The organism is Shimia fortis (assembly GCF_040225985.1).
In the GTDB taxonomy this organism is placed as follows: Bacteria; Pseudomonadota; Alphaproteobacteria; order Rhodobacterales; family Rhodobacteraceae; genus Shimia.
The window spans coordinates 27,551-51,391 of sequence record NZ_JBBPEU010000013.1 but is presented as its reverse complement, the minus strand read 5'-3'; the positions used below and the strand labels follow the sequence as shown (position 1 = coordinate 51,391).

At 62.8% G+C, this 23,841-nt stretch carries 21 protein-coding genes and 1 pseudogene; 7 read left to right on the top strand and 15 right to left on the bottom strand.

All coding sequences use genetic code 11. The features are described 5' to 3' along the window. Positions 1-14: 14 nt before the first annotated feature. Both WNE31_RS16530 and WNE31_RS16525 read right to left on the bottom strand, forming a co-directional pair. Positions 15-2,423, bottom strand: a complete 2,409-nt coding sequence (locus tag WNE31_RS16530; protein ID WP_349981060.1) for a YbcC family protein — start codon at positions 2,421-2,423, stop codon at positions 15-17. A gap of 13 nt (positions 2,424-2,436) precedes the next feature. Further along, on the bottom strand, positions 2,437-3,987 hold the full coding sequence (locus WNE31_RS16525) for a proton-conducting transporter transmembrane domain-containing protein (protein ID WP_349981059.1): 1,551 nt from the start codon (positions 3,985-3,987) through the stop codon (positions 2,437-2,439). 112 nt (positions 3,988-4,099) lie between these two features. On the opposite strand from WNE31_RS16525, the gene WNE31_RS16520 reads away from it, so the two are divergent. The 3 genes from WNE31_RS16520 to WNE31_RS16510 all read left to right on the top strand — a co-directional run bounded on the left by WNE31_RS16520 (position 4,100) and on the right by WNE31_RS16510 (position 9,040). After that, on the top strand, positions 4,100-4,990 hold the full coding sequence (locus WNE31_RS16520) for a LysR family transcriptional regulator (protein ID WP_349981058.1): 891 nt from the start codon (positions 4,100-4,102) through the stop codon (positions 4,988-4,990). A gap of 108 nt (positions 4,991-5,098) precedes the next feature. After that, positions 5,099-7,741 (top strand): AsmA family protein, encoded by a 2,643-nt coding sequence (locus tag WNE31_RS16515; protein WP_349981057.1) that lies wholly within the window; start codon positions 5,099-5,101, stop codon positions 7,739-7,741. Positions 7,742-7,810: 69 nt separating this feature from the next. Further along, on the top strand, positions 7,811-9,040 hold the full coding sequence (locus WNE31_RS16510) for a lytic murein transglycosylase (RefSeq protein WP_349981056.1): 1,230 nt from the start codon (positions 7,811-7,813) through the stop codon (positions 9,038-9,040). Here WNE31_RS16510 and WNE31_RS16505 read toward each other — a convergent pair. From WNE31_RS16505 to WNE31_RS16480, 6 genes are all read right to left on the bottom strand, one after another. Then, the gene (locus tag WNE31_RS16505; RefSeq protein WP_349981055.1) at positions 9,037-10,077 is read right to left on the bottom strand and encodes a diguanylate cyclase; all 1,041 of its coding nucleotides are present in this window, start codon (positions 10,075-10,077) and stop codon (positions 9,037-9,039) included. The two genes, WNE31_RS16510 and WNE31_RS16505, sit on opposite strands and share 4 nt — an antisense overlap. A gap of 3 nt (positions 10,078-10,080) precedes the next feature. Continuing rightward, entirely contained in the window at positions 10,081-10,674 is a 594-nt protein-coding gene (locus WNE31_RS16500; protein ID WP_349981054.1) for a heme NO-binding domain-containing protein, read from the bottom strand. A 71-nt stretch (positions 10,675-10,745) separates the two neighbouring features. Further along, on the bottom strand, positions 10,746-12,500 hold the full coding sequence (locus WNE31_RS16495; RefSeq protein ID WP_349981053.1) for a hypothetical protein: 1,755 nt from the start codon (positions 12,498-12,500) through the stop codon (positions 10,746-10,748). A gap of 165 nt (positions 12,501-12,665) precedes the next feature. Then, entirely contained in the window at positions 12,666-14,228 is a 1,563-nt protein-coding gene (locus WNE31_RS16490; protein ID WP_349981052.1) for a trimethylamine methyltransferase family protein, read from the bottom strand. A 252-nt stretch (positions 14,229-14,480) separates the two neighbouring features. Further along, a complete protein-coding gene (locus WNE31_RS16485) occupies positions 14,481-15,173 on the bottom strand; it encodes an HAD family hydrolase (RefSeq protein WP_349981051.1) in 693 nt (230 codons plus the stop codon). An 82-nt stretch (positions 15,174-15,255) separates the two neighbouring features. Beyond that, complete coding sequence (locus WNE31_RS16480) at positions 15,256-15,540, bottom strand: DUF3572 domain-containing protein (protein ID WP_349981050.1); 285 nt, start codon at positions 15,538-15,540, stop codon at positions 15,256-15,258. Between the two features lie 79 nt (positions 15,541-15,619). Here WNE31_RS16480 and WNE31_RS16475 point away from each other — a divergent pair, with 79 nt between their 5' ends. Beyond that, positions 15,620-17,050, top strand: coding sequence for a diguanylate cyclase domain-containing protein (locus tag WNE31_RS16475; protein ID WP_349981049.1), 1,431 nt, complete (start codon positions 15,620-15,622; stop codon positions 17,048-17,050). A 9-nt stretch (positions 17,051-17,059) separates the two neighbouring features. Here the strand turns inward: WNE31_RS16475 and WNE31_RS16470 are convergent. From WNE31_RS16470 to WNE31_RS16450, 5 genes and pseudogenes are all read right to left on the bottom strand, one after another. Next, positions 17,060-17,818 (bottom strand): annotated as a pseudogene (locus tag WNE31_RS16470) (IS5 family transposase). Between the two features lie 108 nt (positions 17,819-17,926). Then, positions 17,927-18,421 (bottom strand): periplasmic heavy metal sensor, encoded by a 495-nt coding sequence (locus WNE31_RS16465; protein ID WP_349981048.1) that lies wholly within the window; start codon positions 18,419-18,421, stop codon positions 17,927-17,929. Position 18,422: 1 nt separating this feature from the next. Next, on the bottom strand, positions 18,423-18,800 hold the full coding sequence (locus tag WNE31_RS16460) for a hypothetical protein (protein WP_349981047.1): 378 nt from the start codon (positions 18,798-18,800) through the stop codon (positions 18,423-18,425). After that, complete coding sequence (locus WNE31_RS16455) at positions 18,793-19,377, bottom strand: RNA polymerase sigma factor (RefSeq protein WP_349981046.1); 585 nt, start codon at positions 19,375-19,377, stop codon at positions 18,793-18,795. Before WNE31_RS16455 ends, WNE31_RS16460 begins: the two co-directional genes overlap by 8 nt. A 68-nt stretch (positions 19,378-19,445) precedes the next feature. Next, positions 19,446-19,976: an EF-hand domain-containing protein gene (locus WNE31_RS16450; RefSeq protein WP_349981045.1), complete on the bottom strand. Its 531-nt coding sequence runs from the start codon at positions 19,974-19,976 to the stop codon at positions 19,446-19,448. Between the two features lie 244 nt (positions 19,977-20,220). Here WNE31_RS16450 and WNE31_RS16445 point away from each other — a divergent pair, with 244 nt between their 5' ends. Together WNE31_RS16445 and WNE31_RS16440 are read left to right on the top strand one after the other, a co-directional pair. Continuing rightward, positions 20,221-20,601, top strand: coding sequence for a DUF983 domain-containing protein (locus WNE31_RS16445; protein ID WP_463407442.1), 381 nt, complete (start codon positions 20,221-20,223; stop codon positions 20,599-20,601). A 21-nt stretch (positions 20,602-20,622) separates the two neighbouring features. Then, positions 20,623-21,339: an NUDIX hydrolase gene (locus WNE31_RS16440; protein WP_349981043.1), complete on the top strand. Its 717-nt coding sequence runs from the start codon at positions 20,623-20,625 to the stop codon at positions 21,337-21,339. Positions 21,340-21,433: 94 nt separating this feature from the next. On the opposite strand, the gene WNE31_RS16435 is transcribed toward WNE31_RS16440, so the two are convergent. Beyond that, a complete protein-coding gene (locus tag WNE31_RS16435) occupies positions 21,434-22,234 on the bottom strand; it encodes an ABC transporter permease (protein ID WP_349981042.1) in 801 nt (266 codons plus the stop codon). 126 nt (positions 22,235-22,360) lie between these two features. Between WNE31_RS16435 and WNE31_RS16430 the strand changes: the two genes are divergently transcribed. Next, positions 22,361-22,942, top strand: coding sequence for a GcrA family cell cycle regulator (locus WNE31_RS16430; protein ID WP_349981041.1), 582 nt, complete (start codon positions 22,361-22,363; stop codon positions 22,940-22,942). Positions 22,943-23,057: 115 nt separating this feature from the next. On the opposite strand, the gene WNE31_RS16425 is transcribed toward WNE31_RS16430, so the two are convergent. After that, positions 23,058-23,804 (bottom strand): prephenate dehydrogenase, encoded by a 747-nt coding sequence (locus WNE31_RS16425; protein WP_349981040.1) that lies wholly within the window; start codon positions 23,802-23,804, stop codon positions 23,058-23,060. Positions 23,805-23,841 lie beyond the last annotated feature (37 nt).

Genomic DNA, 23,841 nt, shown 5'->3' with positions numbered 1-23,841 from the left:
GCGGGGCCGCGCATTTATTCAGCCGCGATAGCGGTGTTCTCATCTGCCGCGCCGTCGAACGGGGTCCAGGTCAGGTCCCCATCATAGCGCCACGCCATCTTGCCCTCGTCATCCATGGCAATCAGGTGCAGCCACCTGTTGTCGAACAGGGCGCGCACGCCGGGGTGACGTTCAAGGATGGCGCTCATGGCTTCGCGCGGGGCCTCGACCACGACCGACAGGCGCAGCGGTTCGTGCTGGAACTTTTCGCCGTCATGCACCGACTGCCACGGCAGACCGGGGCGCGGCGCACCGTTGTTGCCTTCCAGCACGCCAATGCCGCCCACAACGTTGTGCAACAGCTTGTTGCCGCCGCCGAACAGGTTTGGCGCCACGGTCGAGCCGTAATATTGCAGGCTGATCCAGCTTGCCACGACGACCGGCGCGGTCAGGATCAGTTCAAGCACGCCGAAACCGTCATCCTTGCGCCAGTTGTAATTGTGCAGGAATGCCTGCCCTGCCAGATCAGAGCCGTGCGTCCGCTGACGGGGGGCCGCCACAAAGGCCCGACAGCCCGCCAGACCCCATTCGGGACGTGTCTCGGCCCAGTCCTGCGCCCGCGCCTGGATGTCCGAGGCCGCATTGGCCCGCGGCAAACGTGCCTTGCGTTCAGTTCTCGCCAGATTTCCCGCGGCCTCGAGCCACTCTTTGACCTTGGCAACCCGCGCCGCCCAGTTGCCGGCGGGTAGATCCTGCTCATAAAGGGTGACGGCATCAGTGGTGGTGGAGTGCATCGCGGGCAGGAACACCGTATCAGCGGGGATATAGATGCCCTCGGCGCTAAGCGCGCGACGCAGGTCGGGCGCATTCAGCAGACCGGCCAGAAGACGCGCATTCACGTCACCGGCAAAGCCCCCGCACGCCCCGCATTGAAGCGCGCTTTCATGCGGGTTGTTGGTGACATGCGCCCCGTGTCCGGCCAACAGCACGACCGGTGCGAAATTGTCGGTCAGGGACATCGCCGTCAGGATACCCTTGGCCATACCAACACGGGTCTCGAGATCAACCTCTGGCCCGAATTGCGGTGCGGGCTCGGCCTTGGATTTGCCCCCGACACCCAATCCATCGCGCAGCAGCTTGCCCGCATAGAGAGGCCCCGTCGCCTCGACAAAGGCAAAAGACGACACTGCGGCCAACTTGAACCGGCCCCAGGCCCGTTTCGCCCGCGCGGCATAGCGGCGGTTGAGGTCGTCCTTTTCCGGTTCGGCCGCGTGCGAACACACACCGGGGTTCAACAGCACGGGACCGCGCAATTCCTGCACGTCCGAGCCAGCCGCCCGATGGGCGCTGGCCAGACCAAAGAAGCCTGCAAAGCCGATGGTTTCGATGCCCGCATCCTGCGCTTCAAGCGCGCGGCGGAACACTTCTGAGCGCACGTCGATACAGAAAGCGGCCTGCAATTCGGGGCGGTCGGCCTTGGCGGCGATCTTGCCGCCAACAAAGCTGTCAGCCATGCGGCGCTGTTCGGCACGATCCGCCGCGTCCTGCAACACCGCGTCGATCACCAGATCGCGGTTCGGCGTAACCGGCGCTTCGTGCGCGGCGATCACATCGGCCCAGCGATCGGAAATCTGGTCGCGGTAAAGATCAAACAACGCCTCGTCAAAGACCATGCGGATTGCCAGAAGTTCGGTCACGGTGTCGTCCTGCCCGCCTTCCAACTCGGCCTGCCACAGGATGTAGCGCCCGTATTGACCCCAGCCGCCCAGCGTGCTCAACCAGCGGTGGAACGCGGTGCCCGCGGCGTCGGTGCTGACGCCAAGGTTTTCGCAGGCCCGGCCAATTGCACGCCAGTGGGACCGGTTGGTGTCCGACACGAAGGCACCAAACCCCTTCAGTCCATGGATTTCCGGCGTCAGATCACGGGTGGCAAAGTCGCGCCACGCACTGAAGGTGCCGCCGGTGCGGGATTGCTGCCACAGGGCCTGACCCTGATCGAAATGGCTCGCGGCCCAAGCGCCGATACGGTCCTCGATCAGACCGGGCCAGTCGATGCCCGACACGTCCGCCGCCAGTTCGGCGACCGTTGGCAGGGCCTCGGGCTGTTCGGCCTCGTGGGTGAGAGCCGCCTTGACGTCTGCCAAGGTGGGAATGCTGAAATGTCCGGGCACCGCCGCCAGTGCATCGTCAAGATCCACCTCGGTGATCTCGCCCGAGGCAAGTTTTTCGGCCCAGTGGGTGCGCGACGGGGTGATCCGCGTCCCCGCCACCCGCGCAAGCCGCGCGGCGGTCACCGCAAGGGGTTCTTCGGCCTGCCCGAGAAACGGGTTCACGGCGACATTCGACGAAAGCGGGAACAATGGCGGGATAGCTTTGGCAGCAGTATTGGCCTGTGTGATCAGTTCAAGCAGAGCGGCGGGGTAAGCTTCGAGTTTTGCAAACATGGGTGAGTTCCTTTCACGCAACCGACCTCTTGGACCAACCGTCCAGAAGCTTGTCGAAGATGGCATTGGCATAAAGTCCGTTGGACAGGTGCACGCGGATCCCGGCGGCGGCGGGGTGCGACGCCCAGAGCGGGAAGGTCGCCTGTGCCACCGCGATCACGCCAAAGCTGAGCAGGGCCAGCACGATGAGCGCCCATTCAAGCGGACCCGGTGCGGGGGTCGCCGGCAGGGTGCCTGCGGTCAGGGACTGGGCCGCGAGTTGTAGCGCGAAATAGCTGACCGAGGTGAGCAGCGCGTAGATCACCGTACGCCGGGTCAGTTCACGCGGGGCGGTGTCAGCAAAGCCCTGCGCCAGCAGATAGGCCACACCGAAGATCAGGATCACGCCAAGCGCGATGGCCTGCACCGATTTGCCGTCAAACCCAAGTAAGAAGCCAACCGTAGCATAAATCGCGATAGCGATGACGAAGGACTGGACCACCTTGGCCGCGCTGGGCACGGCGACGGGGCCGGGCCGGCGGATGGCGGCGATGTTCTTGATCGCCTCGCCCGAGCTGAGGAAGGCATGTGCCTTGTAGAGCGAGTGGGCCACGATGTGTAGCAACGCCAGAGGGAACAGCGCCAGACCACATTGCATGATCATGAACGCCATCTGCGCGATGGTCGACCACGCCAGCGACGTCTTGACCGCCGGTTGGGTCAGCATCACGAGCCCGCCGAACAGGGCCGTGAACCCGCCCAGCATCACCAACAGTGCCATGACACCGGGCGCCGCCAGCATCACGTCGGCAAAGCGGATCAGCAGGAAGCCCCCGGCATTGATGACACCCGCGTGCAGCAGAGCCGAAACCGGCGTCGGGGCCTCCATGACCTCGGTCAGCCAGCCATGAACTGGGAACTGGGCCGAGGCCAGAACCGCCGCCAGCGCGATCAGAATTGCGGCAGAGACTGACATCCAGCCGGGTTCAACGCCCGAGAGAATGGTCTTGATATCGGTGGTACCCGTGGCCGACACGAGCAGGATAACCGCGCCAGCCAGCGCCAGTTCGCTCAGCCGCGCAACAACCGCTTTCTTGCGGGCGGCGCGCTGCGCGGTGGCGCGTTCGGGGTAGAACAACAGCAATTGGTGCAACGACAGGCTGGTCACTGTCCAGGCGACGAGCAGTTGCACAAGGTTGCCAGAGGTCACCAACAGCATGACCGAGGCCAACGTGACAGACATCCACGCCATGAAGCGGCCCTGTTTGGCCTCTCCGTCCATATACGTCGCGGAATAGCGCAGCACGATCCAGCCGATGAAGCTGACCAACATCAGCATGATCGCGCTGACCGCATCCAGCCGGACCGACAGGCCGATCCCGAAGGCCCCGATCAAAGCCGAGGTGCCCGACCCGTTCAGGATCAGAAGGCCCGCAGACAGTGCCGCGACAGCAAAGGCCGCAATCGCCGCGATTTCGGTGACGCGCGGCACGGGACCGGGGCGCAATCCGGGGTGGCGGGCAGCATAGGCCGCAGCCAGCAACAGGATCAGCGGGCTGAGCAATGGAAGGAAGAGATAGACCATAAGAAATGTCCCTTGTTCTTGGCGGGTTGAACCTTGGACTCGCTAGTTAAGACAGTATTTATGTCATTAAAAATACATTGTTCTTCTGATATCGTTTCATTAAATAGAACGTATGCCGCTCAACTATCATCACCTCCGGTATTTCTGGGCCGTCGCACATGACGGGAACCTCACCCGTACGGCGCAGCGCCTGAATCTGTCACAATCCGCGCTGTCGGTGCAGATCAAACAGCTTGAGGAACGGCTTGGACATGACCTGTTCGAACGGCGCGGACGGCAGTTGTACCTGACCGAAGCGGGCCGGATCGCGCTGGACCATGCGGATGCGATTTTTTCGACAGGACAGGAACTTGTCGCAACGCTGACCGAGACCGTCCAGACCCGCAAGGCGCTGCGCGTGGGCGCGCTGTCCACCCTGTCACGCAACTTTCAGATCGGTTTTCTGAGGCCGATCCTGTCGCGCCTTGATGTCGAGGTGATCCTGCGCTCGGGCAGTCCGACAGAGTTGCTGGAAGGGCTTGAGGCGCTCAATCTGGATCTGGTGCTGATGAACCGCCCGCCCCCGGATGACAGCCTGACTCCGTACGAAACTCATCAGGTCGCGGAGCAGGCAGTGAGCATCGTTGGCACGCCCGACCGGCTGGACCCCGAACGCCCCGTGCGCGACCTGTTGACCGAGCAGCCCTTTATCCTGCCCACCACAGACAACAGCGTGCGCACCGCCTTTGACGCTATGGCCAGCCGCCTGTCGGTGCGTCCCCAGATCGCTGCTGAAGTCGATGACATGGCGATGATGCGGCTGATGGCGCGCGAGGATATCGGGCTGGCGCTGGTGGCACCCATCGTCGTGAAGGACGAACTGACCTCGGGCCGACTGGTCGAGGCGCGCGAGCATCCCCGCATCCGCGAGACCTTTTATGCCGTGACGCTGCGCCGCCGCTTTCCTAACCCGCTGGTTCAGGAATTGCTCTCGCACGAATTTGGCGCCGCCGTTCTGCCCTGATCGCCGCTCCTGCCTCGCAAACGCATTGCCGCGGGCAAGTAAGAGTCGACAAAGGGGCGCAGGATCGGGTGTTCTGGATCTGAGCGAGTCAGATCAGAGGTGCATTAGGTGTCGTGGATTACAAAAACCCTACTCGGACTTGTCGCGCTGGCGGGCGTCCTCCTGATCGCGGGCTGGATGCTGCTGAGTTCCGCGCTGTTCTCTGACCTGCGCCGCACCCTTGTGGCGGATGTTCTGTCTGACCAATTGGGGCGGGATGTCGTCGTGGCGGGGGATGTGCAGGTCGTGCCGGGACGCATCCTGAAACTGTCGGCCAAGGGGCTGACCCTGCCCAGTGCGACGGTGGCGGATGTGACCCTGGCCGAGGTCGACCGGATCAGCTTTGACCTGCCCCTGAACAGCCTTTGGAACAAACAGCCACAGATCGGCAATCTGGCCATTTCAGGCACGACACTTGTTCTGGTGCAGGAAGACGATGGCAGCGCCTCTTGGCAAAACCCGACGCCCAAGGCCCCTGCACCGGACAAAGGGCAGAAACTGGCCCCTAAACAGTCGATTGCAAATGTGTTCACCGACCGGATCTTGCGACTTGAGGACACGACCCTTGTCTATCAAAGCGCGATCAACGGGCTGGATCTTGAGATGAAGCTGGAACAGATCGCGCTGGACCGGGGCGATGGCACGGTCCCGCCAACCCTGACCGGTGCGGGCCTACTGAACGGAGAATCCCTGACGCTTTCGGGGCGCTTCCCAAACGATGCGCCTTTCACGACGGCGCTCACCTTTGATGGCGTGACACTCTCATTCGACGGAACGCCCGCGCCAGACGGCTATGCCGCAGGGGTCGAGGTCGCCATGGCTGCAGATGTGGTCTCGATCGGACAGCTGCTCGACATTTTGAAACTGGAACGCGCGCTGGAAGGCACCGGCAAGGTTTCTGCGGTTCTGAAACACAGCCCCGACACGACGCGGATCGACGATCTGGACGTGCAGGTGGCGCTGGACGGCGGACAAAGCGTGGTGGTCACGGGACAGGTTGGCGAGCTGGGAAACCCCGAAGACGTGTCCCTGTTCACGGGCATCCGCCTTTACCCCGAAGACGCCGAACCGCCGGTCACCAAGGTGCGCCGTGATCTCAAGCTGATCTCGGTCGACATGGAAATCAAAAGCGAGCCGGGCAAGGTCGCCCAGCGCAGGATGGTGATTGAAACCAACGGCTTCGTCATGGACACGTCGGGCGAAGGCCCGCCGCCGATCTCGGTCTCGCAGGTGTTGCGCACGCCCGAGGGCAAGCTGCGGCTGGGGAATGTGAACCTGCGCCTCGGCCCACCTGCCGCGCCGTTCGTCATTCTGGACGGGGCCGTGGCCGACGCGCTGAACCTCGAGGGCATTTCCGCCGATGGCACCATCAGCGTGCGCGCAGACTCCCTTCTGAAACCCGAAGGCTTTCGCGGCGGCGAGTCGCTGGGCACCTTTGGGGGTGACTTTCATCTTGAAGGCAATATCGACAAGCTGAGCCTCACCAGCCTCGCGGCCAAAACGCACGGCACCGATTTGTGGGATCTAACAGTAACGGGAGCGGTGCATAACGTGCTGCGGTTCGAAGATGTGGCCCTTGAAGTGAAGGCCGATGTGCCTTCAGGGGCCGATCTGCTGGCGGCCATGTCGCTCAAACCCATCGACACCGGCGAGGCGGTGGTCAACATCGCCCTGACGAGCGAAGGCCCTGACTGGAACGCGGACATGCACATCGCCCTGGGCGAGTCGGTGCTGGATGTGGCGGTCGATCTGGACGACGCGGTGTCTGACCCCGTGGTGATCGGCAAGGTCGAAAGCGACATGATCCGTATGCAACAACTGCGCAATGTCTTCTCCGCCGCGATCCAGCTGCGCAATATTGACGACACGCCCCCCATGGACGACGCGCCGCAGGCCTTGCGCGATGTCACGCTCACGCCGCTGGGGCGCGCGGTTCTTCTGGCGGTCTCAGATCTCGAAATTGCGTTGGACCTGCGCCATATCGAGGGGGCCAAGGGCATTAGCACGCTACAAAGCGAAGTCACGCTCAAGGACCGTCTGCTAACAGCCGGGCCGCTGAAATTTGAATATGGCGGGGGTCATTTCGATGTGAGCGGCTCGATGGATCTCAAAGACACCAAACACCCGCTTGAGGTGAAGGGAAAAGCTGGCGGCTGGAAGCTCGGCCACCTGCTGGAAGAACTGAACTTCAAGAAAGGGGCCAGCGGGACGCTTTATGCGGATTTCGACGTGGTCGGCCCGACTGCCTCGGTGCAGGCGTTCCTCGGGGCCTTGTCCGGACAGGGCACCGTGACGATGCAGGACGGGACGATCGAGACCCAACTTCTGGATCTTGCGGGCCTGGGCGTTTTGCCTTGGCTGTTCTCGCCCCACAAAAAAAAGGTGGCGCCGATTGTCTGTTTGCGGGCGCCGATTGTGCTGACCAATGGCAAGATAACAACCAAAACCACGGTGGTGGAAACGGATCAGGTCCAGATCGTCGCCTATGGGGATGTCGATATTCCGGCGAAATCCATCAACCTGCACCTGCAGCCCCGCAAGATCGGCGAACCCTTGTCGCGCAGCCCGTGGCCGGTTAGCCTGACCGGTGCGCTGGCCAAGCCCAAGATCAAGGTCAAGGACGGGCCCAAACGTCTCAAGCGATCAGACGGCGCCGACACCATGCCCGCCCAACGCAAACGCTGTGTGCCGGACATCCTGCAATTGCAATAGAGGGTGTTCAGGCCTGCCGCATCGGCGCTAGGATCGGGAAATCCGTAGTTCTACCAAGAAGGCCCTTCCATGCTGCGATTGTTGCTATTGCTCTGCCTGTTGACTGCCCCGCCCGCCCTGGCCCAATCCAAGGCCGCAGTAGAAAAACAATTTCGCCAGTGGCTGGAGCAGGATTTGTGGCCTGCGGCGCGGGCTGCCGGTGTCTCGCGCCAGACTTTCAACGCAGCCTTTGACGAGGTGTCCCTGAACTGGAAGCTGCCTGATCTGGTGCCGCCCGGCAGTTCAGGCGGAGTCGAGCGCCAGCAACGTCAGGCGGAGTTCGGATCGCCCGCCAAGTATTTCTCGGCAGGCGCGATCCAGGGGGCGACCCGCATCGGCAAGGACATGGCCCGCCGTCACGCCAAGGCGCTGGCGCGTACAGAACGCAAGACCGGCGTGCCGGGGCGGATCATTCTGGGCATCTGGGGTCGCGAGAGCGGCTATGGTCGTGCGAAGATCCCGCATGATGCGTTCGAGGTGCTGGGCACCAAGGCGTTCATGAGCACGCGCGCACCCTATTTCACCGAACAGACGCTGGCCGCGCTGCAAATGTCCCAGCGCCGCATGGGCCCGCCGGGCCGGTTGAAAAGCAGCTGGGCCGGAGCACTGGGCCAGCCGCAATTCATGCCGTCCAACGTGCTGGCCTTTGCTGTGGATGGCGATGGCGACGGACGCGCCGATATCTGGAATTCAGAGGCGGATACCATCGCATCAATTGGCAATTACCTTACGCGGCACGGCTGGGAACGCGGGCGCGACTGGGGGTTCGAGGTCATGGTGCCTGCGGCGGTGTCCTGTACGCTGGAAGGGCCCGATCAGGGCCGCCGCATCTCGCAATGGGCGGCAATGGGCGTAACCCGGGTTTCTGGCAAACCCTTCCCGAAGGCCGAACGCAACAAGCAGGGGTTCCTCTTGATGCCGGCGGGACGTGGCGGACCAGCCTTTATCGTCACCCAGAATTTCTATGTCCTGAAGGAATACAACAAGAGCGACCTTTACGCCCTGTTCGTCGGCCATGTCGGGGACCGGATCCAGTATAATATGGGCAATTTCTCGCGCGGTTGGGATCCGGTCGGGGGGCTGTACCGGTCAGACGTGGCCCGGATGCAGCGGGCTTTGGAACGGAAAGGCCATGATGTAGGGGGCGCGGATGGTTTGCCCGGGTTCAAGACGCGCCGCTCGATCGGGCGCTGGCAGGAAAGCCGCAGCAACGCAGCCACCTGTTTCCCAACCAAGGCCATGAAAGCGGCGCTACGCTAGGGTGGAAGCGGCGGCGCGGGGCCTCCTGACGGCTTGTTTTCCTGAGGCAGGACCAGCGACATTTTGGGTGCATAGACCTTGTGCTGTGCCCGCCCCTGCCGCTTGGCCGCGTAGAGCGCCGCATCGGCCTGTTCCAACAGGTCTTCGGCGCTGGGATCATCGGCGACGGAAGAACGCGTGAACCCGAGGGATGTTGAAATGCGACAGGCCTCGCCCTTGAAGGGGATCGGCGCCTCGATGCGGGAAATGAGGCGTGCGGCAAAGCTGGCCATCTTCTCAGGCGCCATGCGCCCGGCCAGCAAAAGGACAAATTCATCTCCGCCAACGCGCGCCACGCAGTCTTCGTCGCGGGTTTCCTCGACAAGGATGCGCGCGACAGTCTGCAAGACATGATCCCCCGCCGCGTGGCCCAGCCGGTCATTCACCGATTTGAAAAAGTCGAGGTCCATCTGAACAAGGGTCAGTGCACGCCCCGCTTGCAACCACCGCGCCAGGATCGTGTCCAGCGCCCGACGGTTCTTGAGGCCCGTCAGCGTGTCGGTAAAGGCCTGCTCCTCGGCCGCGATCTTAGCCCCCTGAAGGCGCAGGTTCAGCTTGCGCGAGGCCTCCATCGCGGCAGATTTGGCCTCGACCAGATACAACATCTCAATGGTCAGGTCGGTCGCGGCGAAATCAGCGCTGGTCAGGGCATAGTCACGCACCGCATCCAACACCGAGAACCCGAACGACAGGTTGATGACCGATATCCGCCCGTTTTCAAAGCTGTACAAAACCCCTTTGAGGATCGTGCGCGGCGTGCCTTGTTTGCGCAGGCGCAGGCGTTTGCCCGCCTCGGCCCTGAGCGCCGTCATACTGGTAAAGGCGCGCGGGCGCAGGATTTCAAACTGGTCAAAGAAACTGTACCCGACAAGCGCGGTGCCCGGCAGCAATTTGCGCAGCGTGTCCCCCGCGTGCAGGACCCTGCCCTCGTGGTCCAGCACGACATGCATCGGACAGAACAGGTCCAGAAGTTCGTATAGCTCGTGGGGGTGCGACATGGCCTAGCCCGCGACGGCCCCCAGATCGAAACTGCGCCCCTCGGCAAAGGCGCTTTCGAACAGGGTGATATCCACCGTTTCAAACGGCTGATCCGACGGCTGATCACGGCATTCCAGAAACACCAGCGCCCCGTAATCATCGGCCAGCGCGCGCAAAACTCCCATCATCACATGCCCGAACCCCGGCTGGGACCCGCGACAGACAAGGCTGAACCGGTTGAGGCTGTGTTCTCGCAACTCCATCCCCGGCAACCTGAGATCCTCGACAGCCAGCCGCGCCCGGTCCGGCAATTCATCCAGCGAATGCAGAAATTCTACAAAGGTTTCCCCCCCAAAGCGCAACAGCCGCCGGAGCGCCTCGACATTGGGGTGCGAGACAAGATAAGTCCCGATATCTTCGAGAATGGTTTCGCGCGGCACCCCGAGCACCTGTGCACAGGCATCCAGCACCGCATCGGTCAGCGCGTCGTCATACTGCAGCATCGCCTCGAAATTGATGAAATCGAGACCGGCCAATCGGGTGACCTCGACCCATCTGTCCCGCCCATAGGTATCGCGCACAAAAGACTGGATCGCCCTGTTCATCAGACCATGCATTGTATCGTTCCATTGATTGATGGACCGACTATGCGCGCGGGCAGTTTAAGAATTTCCCAATAATTTCAATTTTAAGGAAGTAGTTCGAGGTCTCCGATCCACAGCGCCCGGCGCCGGCTGGGGGCCAGTTCGAAATCTCCGTCCACCACGCGCTGCACCTGCGCACGCGACAGGCGCCGCACCGCCCCCGTGGCCGGATCGCGCAGATGCGCGCCCGGCTCGAGTTGGCCAAACCGCATCGCCACGCTGATCGCCTCGTACCCCTCGTCATAGCTGGGCAGGAATATCATGCCTTCCAACCCCTCGGATGTCGGATCAAAGTCTTCCAGCACCAGAATGCAACCCGGATCAGTCGCGCGCCCGCATGAAACCAACCAGTCCTGCAGGCGGAAATCCGGCAGGTTCGACAGCATCTCATGGGTCAGGGTCGTGCCCTCTGACACAAGAGTGATCTGGGCGACCAGTCGCGCCACGTGATCGCCGCGTAGCACGTCCTCGCTCTTGCGTTCAAAGATATAGCGTTGCCCGGTCGAGGTCGCGAACCCGATCGCCTCGCGCAGTTCGCCGTGGGCCTCGCCCTCGAGCGCGCGCAATTGGGCCGCGCCCGCCGAACCCGCCCGGCCCCAGTCATGCACCATTTCCCAGACCGGCACGTCCTCGACCGACACCCCGCCGTCAAGATACCGCGCGACTTGGCTGTCGGTCGACAATTTCTGCGCATTAAGAACCGGCGACAGCCACAATAGCGCCGCTGCCATCATCGCCAGCGCGATCACCACATTCGCCTTGCGAATGCGCGCCATCCAGTTCTTGCGACGCAACACCGCGGCTGCGTAAAACAGGCTATAGGATACGGCGAACACTGCCAGCACCGCCGCTGCAAGCCGCGTGGGCGTCCAGCCGTGCTGCGTCACGCGCAGCCAGACGGCATAGACAATCAGACCGGCCAGAATGGGCAACAGGATCGCCAGCCCCTCGGTGGCAAGGCGCATCGCCCTGTTGCGCACCGCTTCGTCATCGGTCTTGTCAATTGCCACACTGATCAGCGACACGGCCCCGGCCACCACCGCCAGGAGTGTGCCCGCCGGGGACAGCCCCCCGAATAGCGTGGTCGGGTCCTGAAACGGCAGGGCCGCGACAAACACCACGACCACGATCAGCATCCCCGGCACCAAGAGGCGCAACAGGTGCAACACCATGAACGGCGACAGGTAATCGCGCATCTCGTAGCCGACCATAAGGGCCAGCCCCAGAACCGCCCCCGTGAGCACGTAAGGCACAGGGGTATAGTCCAGAAGCTGTTCAATCACCGTAATGCCCACGATCGACAAAAGCGCATCGGACAGGAACAGCAGCAGCCAGAACGCCCCCACGAACATCCACGCCGCCGTATAACGCACGACAATCGCCCAGGCATAATCGAACAGCTTTTCGTAATTGCGCCAATCGGCATGGCGCCGGATCCAGGCCGCCACAAAAGGCGTGCCGAGAAACAGATAGATCGCCCAGGCCTGTATCAGAAGACTATCTTCCCAGAGCTTGTCCGGCGTGTCAAAGCGCAGGCTGGCCCAGCCGAGCATCAGTGCCGCCGGCCCCGCCAGAAGCGCTGCGCCCATGGCCGCACGGCCCAAGTGGAGCGGCCCGAGAATGGCCATCATCACTGCCGCGAACCCGCAGCCCGCCGCCAGAACAGCCACCAGAAGATGCGGATTGGTCAACAGGTCGGGCAACACATCGAACATGGCCCAGATCGCCAGTCCGGTCATCCCGCCCACAACCGCCATCACCGCGCGGCCGCTTGTCACTTGTGTGTCTTCGGCTTTCATTGCATTCCCCGCCTTCCCCAAGGGGCGCGGCGCGGGGTCGGATCACACAACCCTGCGCCGCGCCTTTTGGGAATGTAGGCAGAAAGCCTCCGGGATTACAGGGGGAACTGCGCCTGAAGTGCCCCTGCATGGCCCTGTTGTTGGCACGGCGGCGTTTATCCCACCCTAGAAATCGGTGGGTGCGCCCCCTTCGGCTTTGCGCCGCGCGACGAAATCAGCCAATTCTTCGCGGATCGCCTCATCCATGGGGGGCGCTTCAAAACTGGCAATGATCTCTTTATAAAGATGATGCGCGCGTTCCGGCGTCCAGACACTTCCCGCGGCCTCCCAGGCTTCGTAGTTGCGCCAGTCCGACACGAAGGGTTGATAAAAGGCGGTTGTATAGCGGTCCTGCGTGTGCTGGATGCCAAAGAAATGGCCCGCATTGCCCACATCCTTGATGGCGTCCAGTGCAATCTCGTCGGGGCCGGTCTCGGTGATGACCGGTTCCATGTAGCGCTGAATCATCTGGATCACCTCGCAATCCATGACGAATTTCTCGGGGCTGGCAATCAGCCCCCCTTCCAGCCATCCCGCCGCGTGGTAAACCATGTTCGCACCGGCCTGCACCGCAGACCAGAGACTGTTCGAGGTCTCCCACATCGCCTGCCCGTCGGGCACGTTGGCCGCACAGACCCCGCTGGCGCGCATCGGCAAACCATAGAACCGCGCCATCTGGCCGGTCATCTGGGTGGCACGCATATATTCGGGCGTGCCAAAGGCGGGCGCACCGGATTTCATATCCACGTTCGATGTGAACGTGCCGATCGCACAGGCCGCACCGGGGCGGATATACTGGGCCAGTGCCACCGCGCACAGCGCCTCGGCCAGAGATTGCGCCACCGCGCCCGCCATTGTCACCGGCGCCATCGCGCCCGCCAGCGTGAATGGCGTGACCACCAACCCCTGATTGCGCCGCGCAAGGCGCATCCAGCCATCCATCATCGGCTCGTCATGCTTGAGCGGCGAGGTTGAGTTGATGTTGGTATACATTTTCGGGCTGGCTTCGAACTCTTCGTCCGTCCAGCCGCCCGAAATACGCACCATCTCCATCACGTCCTCGACCCGTTCCTTGCCAAGGCTATAGGTATGCGCCACCTTGTCAGTCAGGGTCAGTTTATCATAAAGCACGTCCAGATGGCGGATGCTGGCGTGGATATCCTGCGGTTCCACCGGATAGCCGCCGACAAAATGGATACAGTTGAAATACTGGCTTAACTTGAACAGGTTTGCACACATCTCGCGCGTGCCGGGCACCTTGCGCCCGATCTCCATGTCCCAGTAATTCGGCGGCGACGAGACATTGCCGAACAGGATGTGGTTCTCGCCCATCACCAGTTGGCGGTCCGGGTTGCGTGGGGTCAGGGTCCAGCTTGACGGGGCCTTGCCGACCATTTCCATGACGAAATCGCGGCCCATGCGCACATTGTCGCCGTCCACGGTGCAGCCAGCCTCCTTCAGGATGTTGCGCGCTTCGTCGTTGTAGAATTCGATCCCGATCTCTTCGAGGATCCGCATCGCGCCGTCATGCACGGCCGCCACGCCCTCTTCGCTCAGGGGTTCAGTCGGCCTGTCCAGATTGACGGGCAACCGCCACGGCATCTGCTCGATCACGCCGGCACTGCTGCGCCGCGCCGAATTACCCGCGCGCCCGCCACCGCGCCGCCTGCGTCCACCAGTCTCGCTCATGCCGATCTCCTCTACGGTCCTGTGATCCCAACAAACACCAGCGCCGGAGCGATGAATTGACACTATGCGACAAACCCGGTCGCTTTTGGGCATCCCACAGCCAACACACGGGCTCTCCGCAGTTCAAAAACAAAAACGGCGCCCCCAATGGCGCGCACCAGTCTTTTTTCTTGGGGAAAATACCTCGGGGGAGTCGGTCTGGTCCCAAAGGGATCAGACCGGCGGGGGCAGCGCCCCCAACCCGACCTGCTGTCAGAGCGCGGCAACCCAGTCGGAAATAAGCCCGATATGGTCAAACACCACATCCGCGTGCGGCGCGAGATCCTCGGCCGTGGCCATGCCAGTCAGCACGGCAATGGTCTGCATCCCCGCCGCGCGCCCCGCCACAAGGTCATGCGTACTGTCGCCCACCATGGCCACGCGCGCCGGATCCAGTTGCATTCGGTCGGCAAAGGCCAGCAGGGGTTTCGGGCTGGGCTTGGCCCCGAACCCGCTGTCGAACCCGGCGATGAAATCGAATTTTTCCACCACGCCCGCATTGTCGAGATGCGCCCGCGCGGCATATTCGGTGTCATTGGTCATCACGCCCAAACGCAGCCCGCGCCCAGCAAGGTCATCCAGATAGGGCGCCAGTGGCACCGCTGGCACCAGCGGCGCCTCAGACGCCGCCCGCATCAGCTGAACTTCCAGTGCGGCCACATCCGCCCCGGGCAACGCCCGTGCCACCGCTTCTGCGGCGTCGCGGTTGGTACCGGCAATGATGATGCTGTGCGGCAGAAACGTGCCCCGGTCGAGGTCATAGTCCATCTCGCGGGCAATGGCTGCGGCCAGCGCCGCATCTCCGCCCGCCTGCGCCCGGATCATGTCCGCCGCCCAAGCGTTCCAGGTCGCCCCGAAATCAAAAAGTGTTCCGTCCTTGTCGAACAGCAACCCGTCTATGCGCATGGTGATTGTCCTGATCCCAGAGCCTCGTCACCGGCACAGTGCCGGTTTGCCCGGTCAGGCACAAGGGGCACGCGCCTCCAATTCAGGTCCAGTGGCGTCCAGCCTCGCCGTTCAACACCTGCTGCGCGACCATCGGCGCGGTGTAGTCTTCACCCACCGTATCGCAAAAGGCCACCACCCAGGCATCATCCATGGTCAGGAAGCCAAGGACAGAGGCCAGAAATTCCGGCTCGCCCGCGCGCGCCTTGAGGTCGTCGGCCGAGGCACCCGTAGCACCCATGAAAACCGGCATCAACTCGTCGTGATTGACAAGCCAGGCCAGCGCCTTGAGGGCGAGCGTTTCGGCGGCATCTTGCGATAGCGACATTTTTCACCACTTTCGAAATCTTTTCTTAACCAATGCGCATACAAATTGAGTCAACCTATTTGCAAGCGCCGTGAACGCCATGCCCGGAAAGATCTTGATCCTCGACAACGTGCCGACCAACCGGATCGTGCTCAAGGTCAAGCTGTCCAGTGCCTTCTATCATGTCTCGCAGGCAGCCACTCTGAATGACGCCATCACCCAGATCCGCCGCGATCCGCCCGACCTGATCCTTGTCAGCGCCGAGAACAGCACCGATGGCGGGGGCATCGAACAGTGCCGCACGCTGGTGCGCATCCGGCCCAGTCTGCCGATCCCTGTGGTGCTGCTGACCTCGGAGATGACCCGCGGCCTGCGCATTTCCGCGCTCTCTGCGGGGGCCGAGGATATTCTGGAAAAACCGGTCTCCGACCCTGAATTTTTTGCCCGCCTGCGTGCCATTCTTCGGGTGCGCGAGGCTGCCGAGGACATGCGCCTGCGCGCCCGCACAACACGGGCGCTGGGGTTTTCCGAGGCCGCCGCCGCTCAGTTCGACCGGCAGGCGACCCTTGTCATTGCCACGCAGGATCCCGCGCTCGGGCTGCGCTGGCGGACCCTGCTGAAACCTCTGGTGCCCTATGCCTTATGCATGACATCGCCCGCACAGGCCCTGCGGCGCGCCCATCGGGGTGCTGCGCCGGATGCCTTTGTCATCGGGGTTGATCCGCGCCACCCCGAAGAGGGCCTGCGCCTGCTGGCCGAAATCCGCGCCCGCAGCGCCAGCCGCCATTGTGCCGTGCTCGTGGTCATAGAGCGCCCTTGCGACCAGTCTACGGTCGACGCGTTCGACCTTGGGGCCAGCGCCGTCATGACCCACGGGTTCGACCCCGAGGAAATGGCGCTGCGCCTTGCCGCAATTATCCAGCAGAAACGCCTGCGCGACCGGCTGGACCGGTCAGTGCGCGACGGACTGGAGGCGGCGGTCACGGACCCGCTGACCGGGCTTTTCAACCGTCGCTATGCCCTGCCCCAGTTGCGCAGGATGTTGGCGCGGGCAGGCCGCGACCAGCGCGACATGGCGGTGATGGTGGCCGATCTGGACCATTTCAAACAGGTCAATGACCGCTACGGCCATGCGGGCGGAGACGAGGTGCTGAAACAGGTCGCACACCGGATGCGCACGGTGCTGCGCCCGCATGACCTTCTGGCGCGGATCGGGGGCGAGGAATTCCTGATCGCCCTGCCCGGTGTGGCCACCTCCGAGGCGCGGCGCACCGCCGAAACCCTGTGCGATGTCATCCGGCGTGACCCCCTGCCGCTAAAGGGTCAGGACAGGCAGGTGTCGGTCACGCTCAGTATTGGGCTTGGCATGGTCAGCGACCTGCCGCGCCACCTTCTGGAGGATGTCGAGGTCGACGCAGCCGACCTGTTGCTCAAAGCGGCGGACCGTGCGCTTTATGGCGCCAAGGAAACGGGGCGCGATCAGGTGACATTCCGACAGTCCGCCTCACGCGCGGCCAGCGGCCTGAACTAGGGCCGGGACTCAATTGGTCCGCCATACGAAAGCGGCGGCGAGGAAGACTGCCGACAAAAAGATATCGTCGCGCCCGTCGTAACATATTGCTATTCTGCGGAAATCCTTGAGGTGGCAAACATCCGCTCGACCACATTGCGCCCGCCATACCCGGTCTTATCGCAGGAATGGGGATGCTTGCAGGTTGGGTTCGAAGGGATGACAGCCTCGCAGCCACGCTCCGCCAACCAATCGTGTAACCGTCGCGCGTCATAGGCCCGGTCCGCGAGCAGTTGGCGCGGGGTTGGAATGCGTGTCAGCAGCTCGGCCGCACCGGTCAATTCACGCGCCTGGCCTGGCGTCAGACCAAGCGCGACCGGACGGCCGATCTCATCGGTCAGGGCGTGAATCTTGGTCGCCCGTCCGCCGCGTGATCTGCCGGCGGCTTGGGCGAACTCCCCCCTTTTTCGCTCGAAGCCGAGCGGTGTGCATTGATCGATGATCTGTCCGCGCTGGTCGTGCCAGTCACACCATAAGACCCGGATAAGACGTAAAAATATCTTCACAGACACCTTGTTTGGGCCACCGGTTGAAGCGATTGTAGATCGTCGTGTAGCGGCCATAGTCGACTGGACAATCCCGCCAATGCGCACCGGTCCTGAGCATGTGAAGAATGCCGGAGATCACCCGCCGGTCATCCACCCGGCGCGCGCCGCGACACCCAGTGGGTAGATGCGGCTGGATCGCCGCCCACTCATCATCATTGAGCCAATAAAGGTTCTTTGCCATGAGAAACGCCCGCCTGCTTCGTGCGGTAGTGAATCAGATCAGAAACAAAAACGGAATCCGTTTACTAAGTACGAACGGCAAGGCGCGGACAGCACCCGCCTGCCGTGATCAGTTCTTGTCCCGTTCGGGGCCTTTGTCCATAATCGCCTGCATCCGGTCGGCATAGGCGCTGCGCTCTTCCGGCGGCATTTCTGCAACGAAGGCCAGCCATGTCTCAAACGCCGCTGCGCGCCGTCCTGCGGTACGGGCGTCCAGATCCTGACGCACCGCGCGCAAGGACTCGGGATCAAACGGGTCGGCCCGGACGGCAGCAACCAGACGGGTCAACAAAGCATGATCTTCGGCACGCCCCGCCCCGGCCTCGCGGTAAGACCGGCGGATTTCCTTGCCAAGCGCGCGTTTGTCGTCGAACTCAAGCGCCCGGATATAGACCGCACCCGGCCCGTATGTCGCGGCATGATGCCGGTCGCCGCCATGCCGGTGAAAACCGATAAAGGCGCCGACCACCACGCACAGCACAAGAATGTTCAGCCCCAGCGACAGGATCAGCAAAATCCGCCGGCCACGCCCCTTGCGCTTTTCTGCCCCGCTCTTGTCCGACATCTCATTCACCTTCCGTCAGGTTGAAGTAGGCCTCATCCAGATAGGCCAGATAATAGGACGTATCGCCCGCGACCAGTGTGGTGACATCCTGTGCCCCGACCACCTGCACAAGCGTGAACCCGATCAACAGCCCGACCGCCGCCGTCGTGGCGAGCCCCGCCATAGGCCGCCAGCCGCCCAGTGTCTGCGCCAGCCGTTGCCACAGCCCCGCCTGCGCCACGCGGGGACGCGTCGGCAACAACTCGGGCTGCGGCTGCAGGGCTTCGGCGTCCTCCAGCACACGCGCCAACAGCTCAGGTGACGGCGTCGCCTTCGGGTCCGTGGTGGCCGCCCCGAACAAATCGTCCAGCATCCGGTTGTTCCGTTCCGTATCAGTCATCACGATACCCCAATTCTGCGCGCCGCCCCGACAGGGCCTTGGCCAGCGCCCGTTTCCCACGTGCCGTGAGGCTTTCGACCGCCTCGACACCGATTTCCATGATCTCGCCGATCTCGGGATTGCTCATCCCCTCGATATGACGCAGCACCACCGCCTGTCGCTGCCGCGCGGGCAACCCATTGAGCGCCTCTTGCAGCGCATCGACCCGCGCCTTGTCCTGCAGCGCCTCGGCGGGTCCGCTACTGTCATCTTCGGGCTCGGGGATGCTATCGAGATTGACGCCCCGCCCCTTGCGCAGCCGGTCCGTGCACAGGTTCGCCACGACGCGATACAGCCACGTCGTCACCTTGGCCTCGCCCTGTCGCCAGTCCGGCGCGATCTTCCACAGCCGCAACAACGCCTCTTGCGTGACGTCCTCGGCCTCGGCCCGGTCCCCCAACATACGCAGGGCATGGCCGAACAGGCGGGGCGTCAGACGCAGCGTCAGCACACGTGCAGCCGCGCGGTCGCCGTTGGCATAGAGAACCAGCAACGCGTCGTCCGACAAGTCATCCTGTGCATCATATGGCATCTGCATGATCCGCCCGCACTAGCCCGTTTGGGTGGGTCGGACAATCCCGATGGACGCCCGACCCGCCCCCCTGATCAGTCTTCGGCCTTCATGGCGTCCCTGTCACAACCGCCTTTTTTGCCGTGCTTGCCGTGGCGCTCGGCCATCTTGGCCTTGGCCGCCTCGAATTCTTCCTTGGACACGGCACCGTCCTTGTCAGCATCCATTTTTTCGATCATGCGCGCGCGTTTGTCATCCCGCTTAGCCGACATCTCTTCAAAGCTCAGTTGCCCGTCACCATTGGCATCCTTGCGGGCCATCATCATGGCGCTGCGGTCCTTGGCGCGCTGTTTCATCATCTCTTCAACCTGCGCCTGCATCTCGTCCGTGCTAAGCAGGCCGTCGCCATTGGTGTCGGCCTTGTCGAACCGCGCCTGGGCAAAGGCATCCATCTCGTCCTGGGTGATCTTGCCATCTTTGTTGGCGTCGATCTCGTCGAAATTCATCATCATGGCCGGGCCGTGATGTCCTTTCATCCCGTGGCCATGCCCCTTGGCCGAGGCGCCCACTGCTGTCACTGCAAGGGCTGCGGCCACGATACCGGTGATAAAGACTGCACGTTTCATTTCTTGTCTCCTGTCATTGTCAAAGCCGGTCTCAACCGCCTTTCAATCTTCCAAACGGGCCACACACGGGTTTCCGTCGAAAAGACGCGCAAGAAATTTTCCGGTCCTGCTCTGGACACGCAAAAACCCGCCGAAACCCCTTAATTTGCGACATCGGGACGCGGCGCGGTTCTGTCCTCTTTCCAATATGCGCCTTCGTTCCGCATCATCAGAGGCGGAGATGCGAGGAAAAATGACAGAAACCATGACAGCGGATGTACATCGCCCGCTAGGCCGGGCTTTGTTGCACGGGTGGCGGTGCAAATGCCCCAATTGCGGCAGCGGACCTTTGTTGAAAGGCTATTTGCAGGTGCGAAAAACCTGTTCCGTGTGCCGAGAAGATTTTACCCCCCAGCGGGCGGATGACGGCCCGGCCTACCTGACACTTTTGATCGTCGGGCACCTGATGGCGCCCCTATTGCACATCGTGTTCGTGACGTGGCGCCCCGAGCCCCTGATCATGTTCACGATTTTTGCGGTTGGCTCGGTCGCCCTGTCGCTCTACCTTCTGCCCAGACTGAAGGGGGTCGTGATCGCGTTCCAATGGGCGCGTCGCCTGCACGGGTTTGCACTAGGCAACACCTGACCCCCGCGCGACGGAGGGACAATGAGCATAGACAAGACAGCCATCCGCAATGCGGCCACCGTGATCGTGTTACGCGACCGCGAGACGGATCCGCATATCCTGATGGGACAACGCGGCGCCAAGGCGGCTTTCATGCCGAACAAGTTTGTCTTTCCCGGCGGAGCCGTAGATGCGGCGGATGCCGAGATCCCGCTGGCAACGCAAATGCCCGCCCTGTGCCGCGAACGTCTGAACGAACATGCTGACCCCGCGCTGGTGCACCCTCTGGGGGTGGCGGCGATCCGCGAACTTTGGGAAGAAACCGGCCTGATCCTTGGCCAGCCCGGCACATGGGACATGACCCCGCCCCCCGACTGGACCACCTTTGCCGATACCGGCCATCTGCCAGCGGCGCACCCCTTGCAATTCGTCTTTCGCGCCATCACCCCACCCGGTCGCCCGCGCCGCTTTGATGCGCGGTTCTTCCTGCTGGACGCGGCCGAAATCGCCAGCGACATCGACGATTTCAGTCATGCCTGTGACGAGCTTTCGCATCTTCAATGGATTCCGATGAAGAAGGCGCGGGAATTCGACCTGCCCTTCATCACCGAGGTCGTTCTGGCCGAGGTCGAAGCGCGCCTGCACGACCGGTCTCCACCCGCCGACGTGCCGTTTTTCCGCAATGATGACGAGGAAAGCCTGTTCCTGAAACTCAAAGGCGAGATGCCCGAATGGCGGGAAAAATGGCGTCACGAGTAGGGTGATCGGGGTCTCCCGCCCCGTTCGGCCGGGCCGCGCGATGCGCGGCAAAGGTATATAACCCAAGAAAAAGCCGGAAGGTGCGGCAGTACTGTCAGCTTTTGAGCCGGTATCCGGTGCGGATCATCGTCCAGGCCAGCCAGACAAGAACAAGCGTGGTCAAGCCCACCACCAGAATGCCGGTTTGCGGCGCGCTGTCCGAGACGCCGATAAAGCCATAGCGCGCGCCGTCGATCAGATAGAACACCGGATTGGCCCGTGACACCGCCTCGAGCACCGGCGGCAGGGCGGTGACTGAATAGAACGTGCCCGACAGGAAGGCGAGCGGCGTCACAATGAAATTCGTGATTGCCGCCATCTGGTCGAACTTATTGGCAAAGATGCCAGCAATAATACCCACCGCCCCAAGGAACGCGCCGCCCAGAAGGGTGAAGGCAAAAAGAATGCCCGGATGCGCCACCCCCAACCCCAGGAACAGCACGAGCCCCGCCGTGATCGCACAGGCCACGAAAACGCCCCGCGCCATGCCACCCGCAAGATAGCCCAGTACAATCTCGAGCGGGGACAGGGGCGGCATCAGCGTATCAACGATATTGCCCTGCACCTTCGAGATCACAAGCGAGGACGAGGTGTTGGCAAAGCTGTTCTGGATCACCGTCATCATCAGGATGCCCGGTGCCAGGAAATGCGTGAAAGGCACGCCCATCACGTCGCCCCGCCCCGGCCCGATGGCAATGGTAAAGATCATCAGGAACAATCCCGCCGTTACCAGCGGCGCCAAAAGAGTCTGCGTCCAGACCACGACAAAGCGCAGGATCTCGCGCTTGGCCAGCGTATACAGCCCAAGCCAGTTGACCCGACCAAAGCGGCGCACCCCCATTTCCGGCTGATTCATCTGTTCAAGGCTCCCATTCGCTGATTCTCGGCCTTGTAACTCGGACAGGGGTGATTAGAATAGGCCCCTGACCATGAAATGAGAGGCGATCCCGCAAGGATCGCTTTTATCTATAGGAAATGCCGAATGTCGTGGACTGACGAGCGCGTAGAACTTCTGAAAAAAATGTGGGGCGAGGGCCAGTCGGCCAGCCAGATCGCCAAGGAACTGGGGGGTGTGACCCGCAACGCCGTGATCGGCAAGGTGCACCGCCTCGGCCTGTCGAACCGCAACACGACCAAGGCCGACGCCAAACCCAAGGCAGATCCGAAACCCAAGGCCGCGGCCAAGCCGAAACCGGCGCCCAAGCCCGCGCCGGCCCCCGAGGCCAAGCCCGAGCCGAAGACCGAACCCGCGGTCGCCCGCCAGCCCGCCACCACCCCTGCGCGCAAGGCGATCATTCCCGCCGGACAACCCCTGCCGCCGCAGCCTTCGGCCAACGAGATCAGCCCCGAGGCGCTGGCCAAGGTGAACGAGGTTGAAAAATCGGCCAAGAAACTGTCGCTGATGGAACTGACCGAACGCACCTGCAAATGGCCCGTGGGCGACCCCGCGACCGAGGATTTCTGGTTCTGCGGCCTGCCCGTGCAACAGGGCAAACCCTATTGCGAGGCCCATGTCGGCGTCGCCTTCCAGCCGATGTCGTCGCGCCGCGACCGCAAACGCTGATACCGCCCACCCCGAGCGCCCCTGATTTTTTCTTGGGTAAAATACCTCGGGGTGAATTGGCCCCATCGGGGCCAAGAGGGGCAGCGCCCCTCGCCTTGCCCCCGCCCGCCCTGCGCTATGTCTCGAACCGCGCCCTGACATCTGCGGCGCGGTCGAAAAATGCCTCGCGCAGATCGGCCGCAAACGGGTTGGCCGCCTCGATCGCGTGCAGCACCGTCGGCGGGTCGTTTTCTACCATCCCGACGGCACGGCGCAGCAGGTCGAAACTTGCCGTGGTCATGCGGTCCGGCAGCGGCCCCATCTCGGCCAGCACTTTGGCGATCAGGTGGGTCATGCCCTGCACCATCGCCATATCGCGGTCATGTGCTTCGGGGGTTTCGATGATCACCTCAAGGCCAAGCCAGCGGCAAAACGCGGCCACACGGCGATGCGCCGTGCCACGCACGGGGCACAGCACGATCTTGTGCCCGGCCAGCCCCTGGGCAGCGCTTTGAGGCCCGAACAAAGGATGCGTGCCCACGATCCCGACATGGTCCGGCAACAGCTCTTGCATGGCCGCGACCGGCGCCAGCTTGACCGACCCCACATCCAGAACCAGCGCACCGGGGCGCAGCATTGGGGCAATCACCTCGCAAAGGTGGCGCATGCGGGCCACCGGCACTGCCAGAACCACCACATCGCAAGAGGCCGCTTCTTGCATGGACCCAAGCGCCAGCAGGCGGCCATCGTCCAGCCGCGCCTCGGCCCGCGCAGGGTCGCAGACCCGAATGTCGAAATGTGCGGCAAAGGCCGAGGCCACAAGCCGCCCGAAGGCCCCGAACCCAATCAGGCCAAGTGTCGTTTGTCTGTGTTGAACCTCCATGGACAGGTTCCCTTTCTTACAAGGGCCGCGCTGCCGG

What these genes read in the sequence shown, in the direction of transcription:
- WNE31_RS16460 (WP_349981047.1), bottom strand. Translation starts at nt 18,800, where the DNA reads ATGACTGATACGGAACGGAACAACCGGATGCTGGACGATTTGTTCGGG.
- WNE31_RS16505 (WP_349981055.1), bottom strand. Translation starts at nt 10,077, where the DNA reads ATGTCGCACCCCCACGAGCTATACGAACTTCTGGACCTGTTCTGTCCG.
- WNE31_RS16510 (WP_349981056.1), top strand. Translation starts at nt 7,811, where the DNA reads ATGCTGCGATTGTTGCTATTGCTCTGCCTGTTGACTGCCCCGCCCGCC.
- WNE31_RS16495 (WP_349981053.1), bottom strand. Translation starts at nt 12,500, where the DNA reads ATGAAAGCCGAAGACACACAAGTGACAAGCGGCCGCGCGGTGATGGCG.
- WNE31_RS16445 (WP_463407442.1), top strand. Translation starts at nt 20,221, where the DNA reads ATGACAGCGGATGTACATCGCCCGCTAGGCCGGGCTTTGTTGCACGGG.
- WNE31_RS16530 (WP_349981060.1), bottom strand. Translation starts at nt 2,423, where the DNA reads ATGTTTGCAAAACTCGAAGCTTACCCCGCCGCTCTGCTTGAACTGATC.
- WNE31_RS16425 (WP_349981040.1), bottom strand. Translation starts at nt 23,804, where the DNA reads ATGGAGGTTCAACACAGACAAACGACACTTGGCCTGATTGGGTTCGGG.
- WNE31_RS16525 (WP_349981059.1), bottom strand. Translation starts at nt 3,987, where the DNA reads ATGGTCTATCTCTTCCTTCCATTGCTCAGCCCGCTGATCCTGTTGCTG.
- WNE31_RS16480 (WP_349981050.1), bottom strand. Translation starts at nt 15,540, where the DNA reads ATGTCGCTATCGCAAGATGCCGCCGAAACGCTCGCCCTCAAGGCGCTG.
- WNE31_RS16430 (WP_349981041.1), top strand. Translation starts at nt 22,361, where the DNA reads ATGTCGTGGACTGACGAGCGCGTAGAACTTCTGAAAAAAATGTGGGGC.
- WNE31_RS16450 (WP_349981045.1), bottom strand. Translation starts at nt 19,976, where the DNA reads ATGAAACGTGCAGTCTTTATCACCGGTATCGTGGCCGCAGCCCTTGCA.
- WNE31_RS16500 (WP_349981054.1), bottom strand. Translation starts at nt 10,674, where the DNA reads ATGCATGGTCTGATGAACAGGGCGATCCAGTCTTTTGTGCGCGATACC.
- WNE31_RS16520 (WP_349981058.1), top strand. Translation starts at nt 4,100, where the DNA reads ATGCCGCTCAACTATCATCACCTCCGGTATTTCTGGGCCGTCGCACAT.
- WNE31_RS16440 (WP_349981043.1), top strand. Translation starts at nt 20,623, where the DNA reads ATGAGCATAGACAAGACAGCCATCCGCAATGCGGCCACCGTGATCGTG.
- WNE31_RS16465 (WP_349981048.1), bottom strand. Translation starts at nt 18,421, where the DNA reads ATGTCGGACAAGAGCGGGGCAGAAAAGCGCAAGGGGCGTGGCCGGCGG.
- WNE31_RS16485 (WP_349981051.1), bottom strand. Translation starts at nt 15,173, where the DNA reads ATGCGCATAGACGGGTTGCTGTTCGACAAGGACGGAACACTTTTTGAT.
- WNE31_RS16455 (WP_349981046.1), bottom strand. Translation starts at nt 19,377, where the DNA reads ATGCAGATGCCATATGATGCACAGGATGACTTGTCGGACGACGCGTTG.
- WNE31_RS16475 (WP_349981049.1), top strand. Translation starts at nt 15,620, where the DNA reads ATGCCCGGAAAGATCTTGATCCTCGACAACGTGCCGACCAACCGGATC.
- WNE31_RS16435 (WP_349981042.1), bottom strand. Translation starts at nt 22,234, where the DNA reads ATGAATCAGCCGGAAATGGGGGTGCGCCGCTTTGGTCGGGTCAACTGG.
- WNE31_RS16490 (WP_349981052.1), bottom strand. Translation starts at nt 14,228, where the DNA reads ATGAGCGAGACTGGTGGACGCAGGCGGCGCGGTGGCGGGCGCGCGGGT.